Source organism: Bernardetia aquimarina, from assembly GCF_042180575.1.
Taxonomy (GTDB): domain Bacteria; phylum Bacteroidota; class Bacteroidia; order Cytophagales; family Bernardetiaceae; genus Bernardetia.
The window spans coordinates 2563024-2582639 of sequence record NZ_CP170094.1 but is presented as its reverse complement, the minus strand read 5'-3'; the positions used below and the strand labels follow the sequence as shown (position 1 = coordinate 2582639).

Genomic DNA, 19616 nt, shown 5'->3' with positions numbered 1-19616 from the left:
AAGAAAGCATGTTCATAAAAACTATCTGAATTTAAAAATAGATTTAATCAAATAAATTAGCTGCGCTGCTCCTTCGGGGTATAGTATTTTTAACTTTGAGAGTCTTTTCAGAAGACTCTCATTAAAGTAAGCACTTTGGGAACAAACTATTTTCAGATTTATTTTATTGACAAAGTTTTTATGAACACGTTTTTTACTATTACAACATATTTTCCACAATTTTCATCAATTCTTCTAAGTATTTTTTATCTGTTTCATCAAAATCATTTACTTTGTCGCTATCTACATCAAGAATCAAAGCTACATTTCCAGTTTTATCAAAAACAGGAACTACAATTTCAGATTTTGAATCGGTGCTACATGCAATGTGTCCCTCAAATTTTTCTACATCTTCTACCAAAATTGTTGCTTTATCTTTCCAAGATTTTCCACAAACTCCTTTTCCGTATTTTATACGAGTACAAGCTAAAGGACCTTGAAAGGGTGCAAGAATGAGAGTTTGTTTTTCAAAATCAGTAGAATTATTTGTTTCGACTCTATAAAATCCGACCCAAAAAAAGCCCATTCCATATTTTAAAGCTGCTGCAATATTAGCAAGATTTGCTGTAAGGTCACTTTCAACAGAAGTAAGAGCTTTTATTTGAGGAATCAATTCTTGATATTTTTCAGCTTTAGTAGCTGTTGATGATATAGTTAATGTTTCTGCCATAATATAAAGTATGAAGTAAGAGATATGAAATAAGAAGTAAATACAAATAAAAGTCTGCAAAGATAAATACAGAGAATGAAAACACAATTTTTTAAAACAATACATGTCAGAAAGCAATTTTCACTAATCACTAACCTCCATTATTTCCCATCATAAATCAATCCCTTCAAAAATTTTGTATAATCTGTTTTTGTGGTTTTGTTTACCAGTTCGATAAAATCTTCTGTTAGAACAGTCTTGTATTTATTTTGTTGATAAAACTCTCTTAAAACTTGAAAAAAGAGCGCATCATCATCTAGTTTCTCTCTGATTTTATGTAAAACAACTGCACCACGATAATAAATAAAGCCACTCGTAATCATATTGGTATGCTCGTTACGTTTTCCGACTAAAATAGACTCATGGTTATACATAGTATTGTGTCTAAATCTTAAATACAACTTATTGTATTGTTCTTTACCTAAAACTCTTTCCACAAAAAGAAGTTCCATATAAGTTGCAAAACCTTCGTGCAACCACACATCAGACATATCGGCTGCCGTAACAGCATTTCCAAACCATTCATGAGCAAGTTCGTGTATGATTGTGCCATTCCAATCCTGTTTTGCAACTTTCCACATATAATCGTCTTCTTTTTTCCAATTCTTTCCAATTCCGACACAGGTTTGATGTTCCATTCCGTTATAAGGCGATTGAACAATTCCTATTTTTTCTTTATCAAATGGATAATCTCCCAACAAACTATCAAAAAAAGTAAAGGCTGCAATCGTAAAATCTTTTTGTGATTCTACATCTTTATAATCTTCTTCTAAAGGATAAAAAAGAAAGTTTATTTCTTCAGTTTTTCCGTCTTTTTCATAATCAAATTTTTCGGAAATGGGTTTGTAATTTCCTATGTAAAATGAAATTCCGTAGGTATTTGTTGGATAATTAGTAAGCCAATGATAAATTACTTTTTTTTCATTCAGAATCTCAAAACGTTCTAAATTTCCATTTGCAATAGCTCTCAAATCAGAAGGTGTAATGACAGAAATCCGAACCGAATCAGCTTCATCAGAAGGGTGGTCTTTGCAGGGAAACCAAATATGTGCGCCTGTTGCTTCACAGGTAACTCCTATCCAAGATTTTCTACCTTTGGTTTTTTCAAAAAATATCCCTTTTGAATAATAATCTTCTGCAACATGAACTTTTCCGTGATAATCAATAGAGATAGAATAAGAACCTTTAGAAAGTTTTTTACCAAAATCCACCACAAAAAAACAGTTATTTCGGTCATACTTTAATGATTTAGAATTTTTTTGATTAAGAAATAGAATATTGTCAATTTCTAAATCTTTATAGAGTTCTAATTGTATAAACTGACTTTCTTCTAGTAACTCAAAATTAATTTTTACTTTTCCACGTACTCGTTTTCTACTAACAGAAGGTTCTATTTCTATGTCATAGAAAGTAACATCAAAGCAACTTCTCAATGGTGTCAATTCGCCTATTTCTTTTTGATGTTCTTTATCAGATTCATTTTTTTGAAAGTTTGCTGTTTGTTCAAAACTTGTAAGTTGAGCAAAAGTAGAAGAAGTACAAAAAGAGTATAAAAATAGAACTAAAAATAAATATTTCATTTTGATTAGCTTGATTGTAAATTGCAAAAGTACTTAAAATAGATTTTATAATTATAAAAATTCATCTCACTTCAATTTTCATTAATTATTCAATGACTAATAATTTTTCATAACTTAGTAGCCAAACTCACACAAACAAAAATTAGAATACACGAAATAAAATCATCTTCACTTATAATTAAGCCGAATTAGAGTTTATGAATCCCACATCAAGCAAAACCGAGAAACGCAACTATTTCATTATAGATTTTGATAGCACCTTTACGAAAGTAGAAGCAATGGATGAGCTTTGTCAAATTGCACTTCAAAACCATCCAGAAAAAAATGAACGTCTTTCTCAAATCCAATCTCTGACAGACCAAGCAATGGATGGAAACCTCTCTTTTAGAGAGTCTTTGCATCAAAGAATTGCGATTTTGGAAGCTAATAAAAGTCATTTGCCAGAGCTTATCAAAAAACTAAGCGAAAAAGTATCGGAATCGTTCAAGCGCAATCAAACTTTTTTTGATACCTATAAAGATACAATTTTGATTGTTTCTAGTGGTTTTAAGGACTTTATTGTTCCGATTGTTACTAAATTTGGTATAAAATCAGAAAATATTTATGCAAATGAATTTACATTTGATGAGGATGGAAAAGTAATAGGTTTTGACGCAAGTAATGTTTTATCAGAAGATAACGGAAAAGTAAAACTACTCAGAAATCTAAATCTTCAAGGTGATATTTATGTAATTGGTGATGGTTATACTGATTATGAAATCAAAGAAGCAGGACTGGCAAATGAGTTTTATGCTTTTACAGAAAATATAAAACGTGAAAAAGTACTTAGTAAAGCCGACCACGAAGCCCAAAATCTTGATGAGTTTTTGTATATCAATAAATTAGCTCGTAATATTTCATATCCAAAAAATAGAATTAAGGTTTTACTTTTAGAAAATATCCATCAATCAGCAAAAGAAATGATGGAAAAAGAAGGTTATCAAGTAGAATTACTTTCAAGTGCTTTAAGTGAAGATGAATTAATAGAAAAAATAAAAGGCGTTTCTATTTTAGGAATTCGTTCTAAAACTAATTTGATTTCCAAAGTAATAGAGCATGCTGATAGGTTGTTGGCTGTTGGAGCTTTTTGTATCGGAACAAATCAAATTGACTTAGAAGCCTGTCAAGATAGAGGAATTGTAGTTTTTAATGCGCCTTATAGCAATACTAGAAGTGTTGTCGAATTGGCGATTGGAGAAATGATTATGCTTATGCGTGGCGTTCCTCAAAGCGTTATGGAAATGCACACAGGAAAATGGAATAAATCGGCAACAGGTAGTTTCGAAGTGCGTGGTAAGAAGCTAGGAATTATTGGTTATGGAAATATTGGAGCGCAGCTTTCCGTGGTGGCTGAAGCCTTGGGTATGAAAGTTTATTTTTATGATATTGTGGACAGATTGGCGTTAGGAAATGCAACTATGTGTACTTCTTTAGAAGAGCTTTTGGGCATTGCTGATGTAATTTCTTTGCATGTTGATGGACGCACTGAAAACTCAAATATCATTGGAAAAGAACAGTTTGATTTGATGAAAGATGGTGTTGTCTTTATGAACTTAGCTCGTGGACAAGTAGTTGATATTCCTGCTCTTGTAGAAAACCTTAAAAGTGGAAAAATCTTGGGTGCAGGCATTGATGTTTATCCAGAAGAACCAAAAAATAACCAAGAAGAGTTTATTTCAGAATTGCGTCAGATTCCAAATGTCATTCTTACGCCACATGTAGGAGGAAGTACAGTTGAGGCACAGGAAAATATTGCACAGTTTGTTCCTAATAAAATGGTTGATTATATCAATGCAGGAAATACTTTTTCTAGTGTAAATTTCCCAGAGCTACAACTTCCAAAGCTTCAAAATGCTCATCGTTTGATGCACCTTCATAGAAATGTACCTGGTATTTTGGCTAAGATAAATCAGATTTTTGCCAAAAATGAAGTAAATATTGTAGGTCAGTATCTTAAAACCAACGAGAAAATTGGTTATGTAATTACAGACATCAATCAAAAATACAATGAAAAAGTAATTCAAGAACTCAAAGATATTGAAGATACAATTCGTTTTCGTATTTTGTATTGATTTTTTTTTAACCCTAAGGATTTTGAAAATCCTTAGGGTTTTTTAGTTTTTATTCTTCTGTTGCATATTTTATTGATAAGGCATCTTCTAAATCATAAGCTGTAAGAGCGTATTTGATTCTCTCAAATTTTGTAACATTATCAAGTCTTGTTTCAATATAATAGGAGTCATTTAATGTTGCAGATAGATGTAAGTTAGATTTATTCTCTTTCTTAGTTAGAGATAATTTTTCACCTAAATCTGTAGTAAAAAAGGTTTCTGGTTGTAAGTCAAATAAACGTTTTATTACTTCTACATACAATTTAGCTACCTGTTTTACCTTAATTTTTTCGTCAAAGAAAACGGCATATTCAAGTTTTTTATGTTTTGGAGTATCAGCATCAAATATATTAGCTTCCTCTTGTTCGTCATTCTCTTCAATTTCAATAGATGGATATTCCCAAATTTGCAAAAAACGTTCTGCGATAACTTCAAAACGTTTTTCAATTTCTTGACGATTCCATTTTTCTGCATTTGCCAAATAACGATTCAGCCATAATCTACTGTCTTTATAACCTGCTTCTGGTAAATCTCTTTTTGCTTCAAATGTTTTATTGCCTAGTTTTCCATTATTTCCAGAAAGAGTAAGATTTGAAATTGTATGTAAATAATTCTCCATCATGAATTTATATTCATCTTCACTAAGTTCTTTTCTCCATTTCATATCGGGGTTTTTGGGAAAAATATGTTCGATAGTAATTTCGGGGTTATTATCAATTAAAACAGGCTCTCTATTTTCATGATTTTCCAAACGCTCTAAAAAGTAGGTTCTATTTTTAGATTGAACATTGTACATATCTTTTACTTTCAAAGCATCTATCACTTCTGTATCTTTAGGGAAACGTTGAACTCCTGGACGTTGCATAAGATACTTCTGAATAGAATACAAATAATCATCTTCTATTTTATCATATAATATCATGAATATTTTATTGAGAGCATTGGTAGGCAAACCAACAATAAATCTTCTCCAAGTAAAAGATTGAACTAACTCTAAGACGCTTAGAAATGTATTTTTGTCTATAATCCCATTCGAATAATCTTCATATACTTTCATCAAGAAAGGATAAGAAACATTTATTTCTAACTTATCAATATACTCTAATTGATTTCTAATATCTTTATCTTTTTCATTTTTTGGATTGACAAGTTTGTTATAATAGCGAACTAATGATTTGAGTTGTCTTAAATTGTCTTCTAAATTATCTAAAGAAGAAGTAGGGTATTTGATTTTGAATTCTAAATATACTTTTCCTTTATTAGGTATTTTTTTATTTTCAAGGGTCAAGAAATCTCTAATGAAATCTGATACTTTACTGATATTTGTCTTTTCATCTTTTGCAAAATCTTCTATCACTTGCCAGTAATCTCTGTAAATTTTGTTTTGGTCTTTTCTATCTAGTCCCATCAAAATATAATTTCTGATAAGGTCTGCTTGTGAAAGTTCCAAACCAGTAGAGTTTAGGCTTTCAAAAATACGTTGAGGGTCATCTTTGTCTCTATCTAAAGAAATTTCTACAAACATAAGTTTAGAAAGACCTTGTAACACTACTTCAACATTTTCTTTTGTTATTCTTCCTTTAAAATAATTGAAATTCTCTACTAATTTTGAAAAGTCTGGAAAATCCTCTTCTTCTGTACTTCGAATCAAATATTTTAATGCTTTTTCATTATTATCAGTAGGTTTCAGTTTTAACTTCTCATCTTCTGAGGCAAATTTATTTATCAAATAGGTTTCATGAATTTCATTTTCTAAACCTTCATCATTTATATCCTTTGCTAATCTATGTAAAGCTAAATAGATAAGTGTAAGTGTTGTAAGTCGTTGCTGTCCATCAATAATAATCAATTCCTTAATCCTTGATGTTGTATAAACATCATCATGCACATAAACTATGCTTCCTATAAAATGTGCTATTGTTTCTCTATTCGAACCTACTTCTAATATATCATCTAAAAGTTGTTTACATTCAGAAGTTGTCCAATCATAATTTCGTTGGTAAACGGGAATTACAAATTGTGTTTTGTTGGAAGATAGAAATTCTTGTATTTTTGATTCAGTTGCTTTCATAGTTGTATGAAAAATAGTTATAAATTGTGAAGTCTTACAAAAATAACATTTTTAATAAATAAAACAAGTAAAAAATGATTTTGAATAAAAAGTAAGTTTGTAAATTGATTTTTTAAATAATTTTGTCAATGTTTGGACTTACAAAACAGCAAAATATTATTTCTATTCAAAACAAAACCAATCAAAAAACAGTAGTCTTTCCAAAGAATTAAAGCCATAAAAATATTCAATTATGCAAACCACAGAAACACTAGAAAAAAATATAAATAAAGACTTCTACAAAAACCTCCATTCAAAATTCAATCAAACTCGTCAAAGAACGCTTTCACTTTGTCAAGATTTGCAGCCAGAGGATTTTGTTGTTCAGCCGATAGCTGATGTAAGTCCTACAAAATGGCATTTAGCGCATACGACGTGGTTTTTCGAAACCTTTTTACTTATTCCTTACCTCAAAAATTATAAAGTTTTTCATCAAGACTATAATTATTTATTCAATAGTTATTATGAAACGGTGGGTAAGCGTGTGTTGAGAACCGATAGAGGAAACCTTACTCGTCCGACGACAAAGGAAATTTATGAATACAGAAAGTATGTAGATAGTTCGCTTTCCTTGTTTTTTGAGGAATTAGAAAAAAATAATCAAAATAATAGTTTTGATAATGAAGCAGAAGCAGAAATAAAAAAACGTCTTTTTATTGGACTTAATCACGAAGAGCAGCATCAAGAATTATTGGTAACTGATATAAAATATGTTTTAGGAAATAATCCACTTTTTCCTGCCGTAAAGATGCCAATAAATGATTTTACGGTATTTGTAGGGAAAAGGCATGCCTTTTCCTCAAGTGAAGAAGAGCAAGAAGATTTTATAAAAATAAAAGAAGGAATTTATCAAATTGGTTTTCAATCAGATAATAAAAAAAATACAGATGAAGAATTTTATTTTGACAATGAAAAAGGTGTGCATCGTACCTTTGTAGAAGAATTTGAAATTTCTAATAATCTTGTAACCAATAGAGAATATTTAGAATTTATCAATGCAGGAGGTTATCAAAACTTTAATTTTTGGCTTGCTGAAGGTTGGGATTTTGTAAAGCAAAACGATTTAAAAGCTCCTTTGTATTGGTTTAAAGAAAGTGATGAATGGTTCAAATATGATTTTAATCAGTCAGAAAACGGCTTACAAAAACTAGATTTAGATGCGCCTTTGTGTCATATCAGTTTTTATGAAGCCGAAGCCTACGCACAGTTTAGAAACATGCGACTTCCAACCGAATACGAATGGGAAGTTGCAAACGAGTTTTTTGAGTGGGGCAAACGTTGGGAGTGGACACGCTCTGCCTACCAACCTTATCCAAATTTTGAAAAAGATGAGGGGGCTTTAGGTGAATATAACGGAAAATTTATGATAAATCAGCTTGTTTTGCGTGGAAGTTCGGAAGCAACTGCACCAAATCATTCAAGGTATTCGTATCGCAATTTTTTTCATGCTGACAAACGTTGGCAATATACTGGAATACGTTTGGTAAAATAATTATTTTCAAAAATTATCAAAAAACCAAAAAAACTATTTTCATAATCGTTTTATCTAAGCTAAATTTGTAGATTGTATCATCTAATTTGTTTACTTCTTTATTTATTAGAAAATTTAAAGTGTATTCGATTTAGATTTACTTTTCTCTAAAAATAAAGGGAAATAATACTGACATTACAACTACAAGAAATCATTATCGAAAAATGATTTTTCCATATATAGCAAAATAAAATACGACTAAAAATCGACATAAAACCTTGATTAGTAGTTGATTATACATAAAATTAATTTAAAGTTTTTTTATAGAAACATAAAAAATTATTTATAAGAATATTTTAAACCCTAAGGGTTTTCAAAACCCTTAGGGTTTCGAACAGTCTTTTGTATATAACTTTATCTATAAATTTGCTTATAGATGCTTATACTTCTTGTATCTAGGTTAGATTATTTATTCTTTTTTAGGGAAATGAATCTGTTTTTTTTAAATTCACGAAGTGTAAATTACTTATTATTAAATAGTTAGAGTGTATTATCTAATTCGTAATTCGTAATTTTTAATTCGTAATTATTCTTATTCATTCAATCTAAAGAAAATATATATAATGTATCTTGAAATCACAATTACGGCTATTGTAGCTTTGATTGTAGGAATTTTGATAGGGCGTTTTTTGCTCATTAAAGTTCTCAACAGTCTGAAAGAAAAAGCAGAAAACGAAGCCAAATCAATCTTACAAACAGCAAAAGCAGATGCTGCAAATCTTTTGAAAGAAAAAGAATTATCTGCCAAAGACCACTTTTTGAAACTTCAAGCAGAACATCAAAGAGAATCCAACAAACGACAAAAAAATGTAGCTTCACAAGAAGCAAAACTCAAAAAACAAGAGCAACGTTTCCAACAAATTGAACTCAAATTAAAAGAAAAAGAGGTTTCTTTAAGCAAAGAACAAGAACTTTTAAACAAAGAAATCAATAAGCACCAACAGCGAAAAGATGATTTGTATAAAAAAATGGAAGCTGTTGAGGTGAAGTTTGAAGAGGCAAATCGATTAGAAAAAGAACAAATTGTTTTACTAGAAAAAGTATCAGGACTTTCTGCTGAAGAAGCAAAAAATCAACTTATCGAATCTTTAGAAAAAGAAGCGCACACCTTAGCAACTGCCAAAATTCGCCAAATTATGAGCGATGCCGAGCTTACAGCCACTAAAGATGCCAAAAGAATTGTACTTTCTACTATCCAAAGAACAGCCACCGAACATGCGATTGAAAACTGTGTTTCTGTTTTTCATTTGGAAAGCGACGACATTAAAGGAAAAATTATTGGTAGAGAAGGGCGAAATATCAGAGCCTTAGAAGCTGCAACAGGCGTTGAAATTATCGTTGATGATACACCAGAAGCAATTACTATTTCGGGTTTTGACCCAGTACGTAGAGAAATTGCTCGTCTTTCTTTGCATCGTTTGGTAGCAGATGGAAGAGTTCATCCAGCCAGAATTGAAGAAGTTGTCGCCAAAACAACAGAACAACTAGAAGAACAAATCATAGAACTAGGAGAAAGAGCAGTCATAGAATTAGGAATCCATGGGTTACATTTGGAATTAATAAAACTTGTTGGAAAGATGCGTTTTCGTTCTTCGTATGGACAAAATTTATTACAACATTCCAAAGAAGTTACTCGCCTTTGTGCCACTATGGCAACAGAAATGGGCTTAAATGTAAAACTTGCCAAGCGTGCAGGACTTTTACACGATATTGGAAAAGTATGTACTGAAGATCCAGACAAACCACATGCTATTTTGGGAATGGAACTCGCCCAACGTTATGGAGAACACCCAGAAGTCTGTAATGCAATCGGAGCGCACCACGACGAAATTGAAATGACTTCAATGCTTTCGCCCGTTATCCAAGCCTGTGATGCTATTTCGGGTTCAAGACCAGGGGCAAGACGTGAAACAATGGAATCCTACATCAAGCGTCTGCAAGATTTGGAAAGTTTGGCAACTTCGTATAGTGGCGTAAATAAATGCTATGCCATTCAAGCAGGACGAGAATTGCGTGTAATTGTAGATGCTGAAAATGTAATGGATGATAAAGCCGATGAAATTGCATTCAAAATTTCACAGCAAATTCAAACCGAAATGCAATATCCAGGACAGGTAAAAGTTACAGTTATTCGTGAAAAACGAGCTGTGCATTATGCTAAATAAAGTTTTGAAATAAGAAGTCAGAAGTATTATTGTAGGGAAAAGGCACGCCTTTTCCTTTCTATATAAGTCAGAGTAACGAATGAAATTCAAATTTATAGATTTATTTGCTGGAATTGGTGGGTTTCATTTGGCAATGCACAGATTGGGAGGAGAATGTGTTTTTGCTTCTGAAATTGATGATTTTGCACGTCTTACTTATCAAGAAAATTATCAAAAAACATCTCCTAAACTGTTTGAAAACGACCTTTTTAATAAAGATATTAGAACAATAAGTCCAAAGGATTTACCTGATTTTGATGTTCTTTGTGCTGGTTTTCCGTGTCAGCCATTTAGCCAAGCAGGATATAAACGAGGCTTTGCAGATAATCATAGTTCAGAAAGAGGAAATCTGTTTTTCAATATTGCCGAAATTTTGGAAGCCAAAAGACCAAAGGCATTTTTTTTAGAAAATGTTCGTGGTTTGGTTACGCACGACAAAGGAAAAACCTTTAAAATCATTCGAAATATTCTTGAAAATGAATTAGGATATTCTTTTTATTATAAAGTTGTTCATGCATCAGATTATGGATTGCCACAGCTACGACCAAGAGTTTTTATAGTTGGCTTTAGAGATGATAGTTTTATGAATAGCTTTTCCTTTCCTCCTCCTATTCCTCTAAAATTTACGATGAGTGATGTTTGGCAAGGTCAGTGTAGCCGAGAAATTGGTTTTACGATTCGTGTAGGTGGGCGTGGTTCGGATATTACAGACCGTAGAAATTGGGATAATTATTTGGTTGATGGAGAATTAAGACGATTATCATATATCGAAGCTAAAAAAATGCAGGGATTTCCAGATGATTTTGAGTTTCCTGTTAGCAAAACACAAGCTATAAAACAGTTGGGAAATAGTGTTGCAGTTGATGCTGTCGAAGCTGTTGCTAAGAATCTTTTAAAGCATTTAGAAAAATTAGAAAATTGTAAAAAAATAAAAGGTGGAAGTAGCAATCAAAAAGCTGATGTTTTATTGGATATAGAAAATGAAATTATACAAAAAGAAAACGAAGGCTTTGGAATAAAATCATATTTAGGAAGTAAACCAACGCTATTAAATGCGTCTGGAAATACAAATTTTATATTCAAGATAAATGGCATAGAAAAAGGCAGTAAGATAAACAATAAGACTATTATTGATGAAGTAAATCAAATAAATACAAGAACAAAATTAAAAGATAGAATAAATAAAATTGAGGAATTAGGAGGAACGTTTGAATATCTAGGAGCAGAAAGAGATACAATGGATTTTAATCTCAAAATGATTGATAGTGAAATGCCAAAATTAATGGGCAAAATTCTGCTTTGTTTTTATAAAAAACGTATTTCTTCTATCAAAAAAATCACAAAGAAAATTATAGGAAAGGATAAAGACCAAGAGGTTTTATTAAAGAATAAAATCAAAAACCTTCTAATAAGTATTCTCTTAGGTTTCTTTGCAGGAACAAAATGGGACGGCGCATATCAATCTAATGGAACAATCATAATGAAAAATAATGGCGATTGTCTAGGTTTTCATATTGTAGAAATGGAAAATCTTAAAAATTATTTGTTTGAAAATATCAAATTAGATACGCCTTCCACAACTAGACACCGTTTTGGACAGCTTTATTCCGAAAAAAATGGAGAGTTATTTTTTAAATTAAATTTACAACTTCGTTTTAGTTGATATTTGAAGTTTATGATTGAATTATCGTAATTTGTAATTAAATCGTAATCCATAATTCCTAATTCGTAATCAAAGAAATTTATGCTTCTCGCTCCCTCTATTCTCGCTGCCGATTTTGCTAACCTTCAAAATGAGGTTCAAATGCTCAACAAAAGTCAAGCTGATTGGATTCATATTGATATTATGGATGGTGTTTTTGTTCCCAATATTTCATTTGGAGTTCCTGTTTGTGAGGCGATTGCCAAACACGCCAAAAAACATTTAGACGTTCATTTGATGATTGTCAATCCTGAAAAATATGTAGATAATTTTGCTCGTGCTGGTGCAAACACTATTTCTGTTCATATCGAAGCATGTCAGCATTTACATAGAAATCTTCAACAAATTCGTAATTTAGGTTGTCAAGCAGGAATTGCAGTAAATCCTCACACTTCTATTTCCCAGTTAGAAAATGTAATTGAAGAAACTGATTTAGTGTGTTTGATGTCGGTAAATCCAGGATTTGGAGGACAAAAATTTATAGAACAGACTTATAAAAAAGTAAGTCAATTAAAAGAACTTATCTTAAAAACAGGTTCAAAAGCTCTTATCGAAATTGATGGAGGTGTAAATGCAGGAAATGCTAAAAAATTAGTAGACGCAGGAGCTGATGTTTTGGTAGCTGGTAACTTTGTGTTTTCTTCGTCTGACCCAACAGAAACAATTAGTAATATCAAGCGTATTTCGTAGGAAAAAGACATACCTTTTCTTAGTGATGAGCTTTACTGTTTAAAAATAACCTTCAAATACTAACAAATACAATAATTTTGATTATTTTTAATTGAAAATGAAATTTCTACACCTTTTTCTCAACTAACTTTCAAATAAGGTGCTGAAAACGTTTGTAGCATTACTTTCGTTGTACAATTACAAATTACCATTGCTTGTGTCCTCACAAGTGACCTATCAAAATATAAAAACTATGCTCTTCGACAGATTAAAAAATATTATTCGCTCTACAACCAATGACTTCCTAGAAAAAAATGGACTTTCAGATGATGATTATATGAAAGCTATTGAAGATGAATACGAAAAAGAATTTGGTTCTTTAGGAAATGATGACACCACTTATTCTAGTAATTTTGATACAGAATATGAGTTTACTGCACCAAAAGCAAATCCAAAAGAAAGAATTTATTATCATACTTTAGGTCTTGAAGAAGGTGCTTCTTTTGAGCAAGTCAAAACGGCTTATAAAAAACTAATGAAAGCCTATCATCCAGACCGTCATCAAGCAGACCCAAAAAAGCAGCGTTGGGCAGTGGAGCAATCTCAAAAAGTAAATGAAGCCTATTCTTTTTTTAAGAAAAAATTTGAAAAATAGAGGTCGTAGATTAAAATAGATTTGAAGGTTTTAAGAGAAATCAAAAACTATTGCTAATCGTATAACGTTTGCAAAGGGATAAGCTTTTTATAAATTGATTAGATAAAAAATAGATTAATGTCCTATCTCAAACTAACGAGAAGGGGATTTTATTGAAATGAATATCTCTAAGTTATTTGTAATAGGTATATCATAATCGTAATTTTTAATTCGTAATTGTTCTATATATATGTGGATATTTTTTAAACGTCTTTTTAATGTTGGAAAAGCTAAAGCACACGCCAAACTTGATAAAGTAGAAGACCCTGTTGCGCTTACCGAACAATCTATAAAGGATTTGAAACAAGACCTTGCCGAAAGCATGAAAAGTCTTGCCGAAATGAAAGCCCTTGCCATTCGTACAAAAAGAGATGTTCAGCAAGCACACCGAGCAGCAGACCAGTACGAACAACGAGCAATGCAATTTATAGCTAAAGCAGAACAAGGCGATATTTCTATGGATGAAGCTGACCGTTATGCGCTTAAAGCACTTGCTCAAAAAGACCAAATTTTGAGAGTTTCTTCTGCAAATGAACAAAACTTACGTGCTTATGAAAACATGATTCGTAAATTAGAATTAGATATTCAAAAAATTCGTACTCAGATAAATACATGGGAAGGAGAACTCAAAACACTCAAAGTACGTTCACGTCTTTCTGAAACAAGCCGTCGTTTGAATGAGCGAATGTCTTCGATTAGTAATAATAGCATGAATAACATGCTAGAAGATATGAAAATGAAAGTGGAAGAACAGGAAGCTCTAGCTCAATCGTATGAAGATGTAGCTAATTTGAATGATAATGTTGATGATGAAGTAGAAAAAGTACTAGGTAAAAATGCAGCAGCGTTGCCAGATTTGCCTTCCCCACAAGATGCTTTGGCACAATTAAAGGCCAAAATGAAAGCTCTACCAAAAACAACAGAAGAGTTAATAGAAGAATCAGAAGCTGATTTTACTACAAAAAAAATAGGTTCTGATACAAAAAATGCAGAAGACAAAAATCAAGAAAGTAAAAAAAATATTACCTTTGGCAAAGTAGAAAAAAGCACTCCTCCAAAACGTCCTCGTTTGCGTATCAGAAAAGAAGGCTTCGATGACTAGAAAATCTACTATCAAAGATAGGTTTACAACTAGGTTTTATAGTTATTCAAAATGTTAAATTGTTTGATTAAACAGACAATTATTTGTATCTTAAATTTTTACAATACTGTCTTAGTTTTGTGAAAATTTATTATCAAATTACTATCCTTATCTTATTTATGAAAAAGTTATTTTTGATTCGTCATGCACAAACGGAAGGATATAGCCTTTCGAACCCAGATTCAAAACGTAAACTCACAGAACATGGCATCCAAGATGCAATGCGTTTGGGACAGCTTCTATATGAAGAAAATTTTGAAGTCGACAAAATAGTGAGTAGTATAGCTGTTAGGGCGCAAACTACAGCTCGTCTTATTGCAAATGGAATGCACTATCCACCTTCTCAAATCCAAATAGAGGAGGATTTGTATCAATGTTCAGAAGTAGATTTGCTGCGTTTTATTAATCAAATTGATGATAATTCTATCAATAATTTGTTTTTAGTGAATCATAACCCTGCTGTTTCTGCACTAATTTATCTATTGGCTGAAAAAGATTATGGCTTTCTTAGTCCTTGTAGTCTAGTTGTTTTTTCTTTTGATATAGAAAACTGGACAGAAATAACTAGAGGCAGTGGAACAGTTGAAGAAATTCGCATCCCAGAAAAAGGTTTTGAAGTAGCTGTTTTATAATATTATTTCAGCTAGTCAAACATAATTCGTTTGGCAATACTTCTTCCTAATGTGATTTCATCTGTATATTCTAGTTCGCTTCCAATAGGAACTCCACGAGCAATCCCACTCACTTTTACCCCTTGTTTTCTTAGCTTTTTAGTTAAATAAAAGGCTGTTGTATCCCCTTCCATTGTAGCATTAAGAGCTAAGATGACTTCTTTTACGCCATTCTGTGTTCGGTCTAATAAAGAGTCAATGTTCAAATCTGATGGACTAATTCCCTCAATAGGCGAAATAACTCCTCCCAAAACGTGATACAATCCATTATATTGTGCCGTATTTTCGATAGCCAACAAATCAGGAACTTCCTCTACAACACAAATCAAACTCTCATCTCTTTTTGGGCTTTTACAAATACTACAAATATCTGTATCTGAAATAGTATGACATTTTTTGCAATAAACTGTTTTTTCACGAAGGGCAATCAGTGATTTGGTCAATTCTTCTACATCTTGTACTTCTTGTCTGAGCAGATGCAAAGCCAAACGCAAAGCTGATTTTTTACCAATACCAGGCAAACGAGAAATTTCGTTTACAGCATCTTCTACTAATTTGGAGGGATAGTTCATATCAGTCGTCAGTTACCAGTTATTCAGTTATCAGTCATGAGTAGTAATCATCAACTGAAAAACCTAACTTCTAACCTTTTAAAAAGGGATTTTAAATATATCTTTGTTGTTAAACTAGCTTACAAAAATACAAAAAATAGAGGAGCTTTGAAAAATCTATTTTTGAATCATTTTAATCAATCCAAAAAACAAGTTCGTCGAAAAGAAACCTAAAAACAATTTTTTAGCTTGAATATAGATAAACATAATTCAAAGAAAGTCAGTTTTAGAAATGGAATTGCAATTATAAGTAACTGAGCAAAATAAAACAGATCTAAAAAAGAATTAGAAACTGGAAATTTAAACTGTCAAGACACCTTTGAGGTGTCAGACAGATTTTGTTAACCTATAAATAATTTTGCCCAGTTACTTAATACATTTTTTTACACAAAGCATTTAATGAATTACGATATAATATTTACAGGGGGAGGAGCAGCAGCATTGATGTTGCTTTATAAAATCTCAAAAGACAAAAATTTATCTCAAAAAAAGATTTTAGTTATTGATAAAGAAAAGAAAGATACAAATAATCGATCGTGGTCATTTTGGACAAATCAAAAAACAGATTTTGATATTTTGGTGTATAAAGAATGGCAAAAAGTTCGTTTTATTGCTCCCAAAATTGATAAAACAGATACACTAAACTCCTTAAAGTATAAAATGATTCGTGGTATTGATTTTTATAACTTTGTCAATGCAAAACTCTCTGAATTTGAAAATATAGAATTTTTACAAGCAGAAGTAAGTGAAGTATTATCAATTTCTGATACACAAGCCGAAGTAAAACTGACAAAGGAATTTGAAAGTAAAACATTTAATTCTGAATATGTGTTTGATTCTCGTTTCTCAAAAGAAGATATTCCTCCAAAAAGTAATGACTATCATTCTTTGTTACAGCATTTTTTTGGTTACCTAGTCGAAACTGATGAATCTATTTTTGATAAAAATACGGCACAGCTTTTTGATATGCGTTTGCCACAGCGAAATGCAGTAGAATTTGTCTATATTTTACCATTTTCTCCTACAAAGGCATTAGTAGAATATACGCTTTTTTCAGGAGAGCTTTTAGAAAATAAAGAACTTTATAAAGTACGCTTAGAAACTTATATGGCTACGAAACTCAAAGTAAATGGTTTTAGAATTTTGGAAGAAGAGTATGGCGTAATTCCGATGACAGATTTTAAATTTGAGCAACCAAAGGCAAAGAATATAATTTATTTAGGTACAAAAGCAGGAAGAGCAAAGCCAAGTACAGGATATGCTTTTTTAAGAATGTACAGAGATGCCGAATGTAGAGTAAATGCGTGGAAAAAAACAGGTAAGCCTCATTATGAAGAGAAGTTTAATAAGCAATTTGAAACGTATGATAAAATGATTTTAAATATTATGGAACGTAATCCAGAAGATATTCAACGCATTTTTACGGATATGTTTCAGAATAATTCTATCGAAAGGGTTTTGCTTTTCTTAGACGAACAAACAGATTTTTTTACTGATTTAAAGATTATGGCTTCTGTTCCTTCTGTTCCTTTTCTGACTTCTATCAAAAATTTGATTACAGGAAAAAAAGGACAACGATTGCATCAAAACCTTGTAAAGTTTGCTTCTTGATTTTAAGTAATTGAGCAGAATAAAATACACCTAAAAAATAATTAGAAAGTAGAAGTTTAAATCTTCAAAATATCTTTGAGGTGTTATACAGATATTGACAACATAATAAATAATTCAACATTTAATACAACAACCAAGCAGCCAACAAAGGCAAGTAATCTTTCAAGGCTACTCGCATAATTTTCAATGCTTTACCTATTTGATTTTCTACTGTTTTGACAGAAATTTCTAAGGTATCTGCTACTTCTTGATATGACATTTCTTCAAAACGATTGAGCATAAAAACTTCTTTACAGCGTGGAGGAAGTAATTCTAAAGCAGCTTCAATATGATTGGTTAGCTCTTCTGTTCGGATATTTTCGTCGCTTTGGCTAGAATCTACTGCCAAATGTTGGTAAATAGGTTCGTCAATATCAAGTGCATGGTCTGAAGTTGGACGTTTTTTGCGAAGATAATCTATACCTGCGTTGGTAGCAGAACGTTTGAGATAGGCAGCTAAGGAAGTTGTGATGGTTAGTTGTTCTCTTTTTTTCCAAAAATTAAAAAATACATCTTGAACTATATCTTCTGCAATGGCTTCGTCTTTTACCATTCTATACACTGTCTTACACATAGGCACATAGTGCAACTTAAAAAGTTGTTCTATATCATCTATTACAATGTTTTTAGCATCAGACATTTAATGAATTGTAAATGGTAAATTAGAGTTTATTTAAAATAAGAATATTTTAGCAAATTAATAAATAGTTTACAATAAATAGATAGTATTAATTCATTTACCATTCTAATTGTTACTCTTCTTCTTTTTGGTCGTGGCGTTGTAAAATTCGGACTTTTACTTTCTTTACTCGCTTTCTATCAGCCGATTCTATAACAAATTCAAAGGGAGGAAATTCTTTTGTTTCTCCTCGCATAGGCATTTTTGAAAAAAGTTCTAGCATCAATCCACCAATAGATTCACTTTCTCCTTTTACAGTATCAAAATGACTTCCATGTAATTCGAATTCTTTTACAAAATCACTCAACAGTGTTTTTCCTTCAAAAATATATTCATCTTCTGCTGTACGGATAAACAAACGCTCTTCTTCATCATCAAATTCATCATTTATTTCTCCTACAATTTCTTCGATGACATCTTCTAAAGTAACAAGTCCAGAAGTACCCCCATATTCATCCACTACGATTGCCATGTGAATATGTTTGGTCTGAAAATCTTGAAAAAGGTCGTCTATTTTTTTGGTTTCAGGAACATAAAAAACATTTTCTCTAATCAATTTTTGCCATTCAAAATCAGTTCCTTTTCTCAAGTGAGCCAACAAGTCTTTTGCATAAAGCAGCCCGATAATATCATCCATTTTTTCCTTATAAATCGGAATTCTTGAATAACCACTTTCTTTGATTGTTTCTAAAAGATTATCATAAGAAGTCGAATATTCTACGGCTGTGATTTCTGTACGAGAAGTCATAATTTGTTTGGCATTGATTTGACCAAAATTAATTACTCCTCTCAAAATTTGTCTGGCCTCTTTAGCTGCTTCGTTGTTGGTGGTAAGCTCTAAGGCTTTATTGAGTTGTTCTACCGAAATAGGAGTTTGATTTTGTCCTTTTTTGACACTTTTTTCTAATCTTTCTCCCATAAAAGCAAGTATCCAAGCAGCAGGTTGAAAAATAGTAATTGCAAAAGCCATTGGACGAGCAACACTTCTAGAAAATAAAAGTGAACGCTGACGAGCAATAACTTTAGGAACGACTTCTCCAAAAAATACAATAGCTGCCGTAACAATAGCTGTCAAGATAACGACTACAATTCCTTCTTCTTCACGCCCAAAAATCTGCCACATCATGTAGGTAGAAGCAATTACAATAGCAATATTTACTAGATTATTTAATAATAAAATAGTGGCTAAGAGTAATTTTTGTTTGCTGAGAAGTTCTAAGAGTTTTTTATCTACTAATTTTTTGCTGTCTTTACATTCTTCTAATTGCTGTGTGGTAAGAGAAAAAAAGGCTACTTCCGAACCTGAAATCAGTCCCGAAAGCAGCAATAAAATAAGTATAATAAAGAGTTCGAAGCCATACATCGCCAAACTAGAAGCCTGTATGCTGTTTATTTGCAAAAGAACATCTAAATTATAAAAGTTGTCTAAAATGGATATGATATTCCAACTAAAACTGTCGCTCTCGTTCAATGTCG

General features: G+C 31.5%; 15 protein-coding genes. 9 read left to right on the top strand and 6 right to left on the bottom strand.

Going from position 1 to position 19616, the window contains the following annotated elements:
* Positions 1 to 199: 199 nt before the first annotated feature.
* On the bottom strand, positions 200 to 709 hold the full coding sequence (locus ACE193_RS10940; protein ID WP_375563010.1) for a GAF domain-containing protein: 510 nt from the start codon (positions 707 to 709) through the stop codon (positions 200 to 202).
* Positions 710 to 849: 140 nt separating this feature from the next.
* On the bottom strand, positions 850 to 2328 hold the full coding sequence (locus ACE193_RS10935) for a M1 family metallopeptidase (RefSeq protein ID WP_375563009.1): 1479 nt from the start codon (positions 2326 to 2328) through the stop codon (positions 850 to 852).
* A 197-nt stretch (positions 2329 to 2525) separates the two neighbouring features.
* Here ACE193_RS10935 and serA point away from each other — a divergent pair, with 197 nt between their 5' ends.
* Complete coding sequence (gene serA / locus ACE193_RS10930) at positions 2526 to 4439, top strand: phosphoglycerate dehydrogenase (protein WP_375563008.1); 1914 nt, start codon at positions 2526 to 2528, stop codon at positions 4437 to 4439.
* 49 nt (positions 4440 to 4488) lie between these two features.
* On the opposite strand, the gene ACE193_RS10925 is transcribed toward serA, so the two are convergent.
* The gene (locus ACE193_RS10925) at positions 4489 to 6549 is read right to left on the bottom strand and encodes a DUF262 domain-containing protein (protein ID WP_375563007.1); all 2061 of its coding nucleotides are present in this window, start codon (positions 6547 to 6549) and stop codon (positions 4489 to 4491) included.
* 232 nt (positions 6550 to 6781) lie between these two features.
* Between ACE193_RS10925 and egtB the strand changes: the two genes are divergently transcribed.
* From egtB to ACE193_RS10890, 7 genes are all read left to right on the top strand, one after another.
* The gene (gene egtB, locus ACE193_RS10920) at positions 6782 to 8080 is read left to right on the top strand and encodes an ergothioneine biosynthesis protein EgtB (protein ID WP_375563006.1); all 1299 of its coding nucleotides are present in this window, start codon (positions 6782 to 6784) and stop codon (positions 8078 to 8080) included.
* Positions 8081 to 8682: 602 nt separating this feature from the next.
* Positions 8683 to 10284 carry a ribonuclease Y gene (gene rny, locus ACE193_RS10915; RefSeq protein WP_375563005.1) on the top strand — a complete coding sequence of 534 codons (1602 nt, stop codon included), beginning with the start codon at positions 8683 to 8685 and terminating at the stop codon, positions 10282 to 10284.
* Between the two features lie 79 nt (positions 10285 to 10363).
* A complete protein-coding gene (locus tag ACE193_RS10910) occupies positions 10364 to 11986 on the top strand; it encodes an HpaII family restriction endonuclease (protein WP_375563004.1) in 1623 nt (540 codons plus the stop codon).
* Positions 11987 to 12067: 81 nt separating this feature from the next.
* A complete protein-coding gene (gene rpe / locus ACE193_RS10905; protein ID WP_375563003.1) occupies positions 12068 to 12715 on the top strand; it encodes a ribulose-phosphate 3-epimerase in 648 nt (215 codons plus the stop codon).
* Positions 12716 to 12947: 232 nt separating this feature from the next.
* Entirely contained in the window at positions 12948 to 13349 is a 402-nt protein-coding gene (locus tag ACE193_RS10900; protein ID WP_375563002.1) for a DnaJ family molecular chaperone, read from the top strand.
* 229 nt (positions 13350 to 13578) lie between these two features.
* Entirely contained in the window at positions 13579 to 14490 is a 912-nt protein-coding gene (locus tag ACE193_RS10895) for a PspA/IM30 family protein (RefSeq protein WP_375563001.1), read from the top strand.
* A gap of 158 nt (positions 14491 to 14648) precedes the next feature.
* A complete protein-coding gene (locus ACE193_RS10890; protein WP_375563000.1) occupies positions 14649 to 15161 on the top strand; it encodes a histidine phosphatase family protein in 513 nt (170 codons plus the stop codon).
* A gap of 11 nt (positions 15162 to 15172) precedes the next feature.
* On the opposite strand, the gene recR is transcribed toward ACE193_RS10890, so the two are convergent.
* On the bottom strand, positions 15173 to 15772 hold the full coding sequence (gene recR, locus ACE193_RS10885; protein ID WP_375562999.1) for a recombination mediator RecR: 600 nt from the start codon (positions 15770 to 15772) through the stop codon (positions 15173 to 15175).
* A gap of 438 nt (positions 15773 to 16210) precedes the next feature.
* On the opposite strand from recR, the gene ACE193_RS10880 reads away from it, so the two are divergent.
* Complete coding sequence (locus ACE193_RS10880) at positions 16211 to 17422, top strand: lycopene cyclase family protein (protein ID WP_375562998.1); 1212 nt, start codon at positions 16211 to 16213, stop codon at positions 17420 to 17422.
* Between the two features lie 121 nt (positions 17423 to 17543).
* On the opposite strand, the gene ACE193_RS10875 is transcribed toward ACE193_RS10880, so the two are convergent.
* Together ACE193_RS10875 and gldE are read right to left on the bottom strand one after the other, a co-directional pair.
* Positions 17544 to 18101 carry an RNA polymerase sigma-70 factor gene (locus tag ACE193_RS10875; protein WP_375562997.1) on the bottom strand — a complete coding sequence of 186 codons (558 nt, stop codon included), beginning with the start codon at positions 18099 to 18101 and terminating at the stop codon, positions 17544 to 17546.
* A gap of 112 nt (positions 18102 to 18213) precedes the next feature.
* Positions 18214 to 19611 (bottom strand): gliding motility-associated protein GldE, encoded by a 1398-nt coding sequence (gene gldE / locus ACE193_RS10870; protein WP_375562996.1) that lies wholly within the window; start codon positions 19609 to 19611, stop codon positions 18214 to 18216.
* Positions 19612 to 19616: the final 5 nt, after the last annotated feature.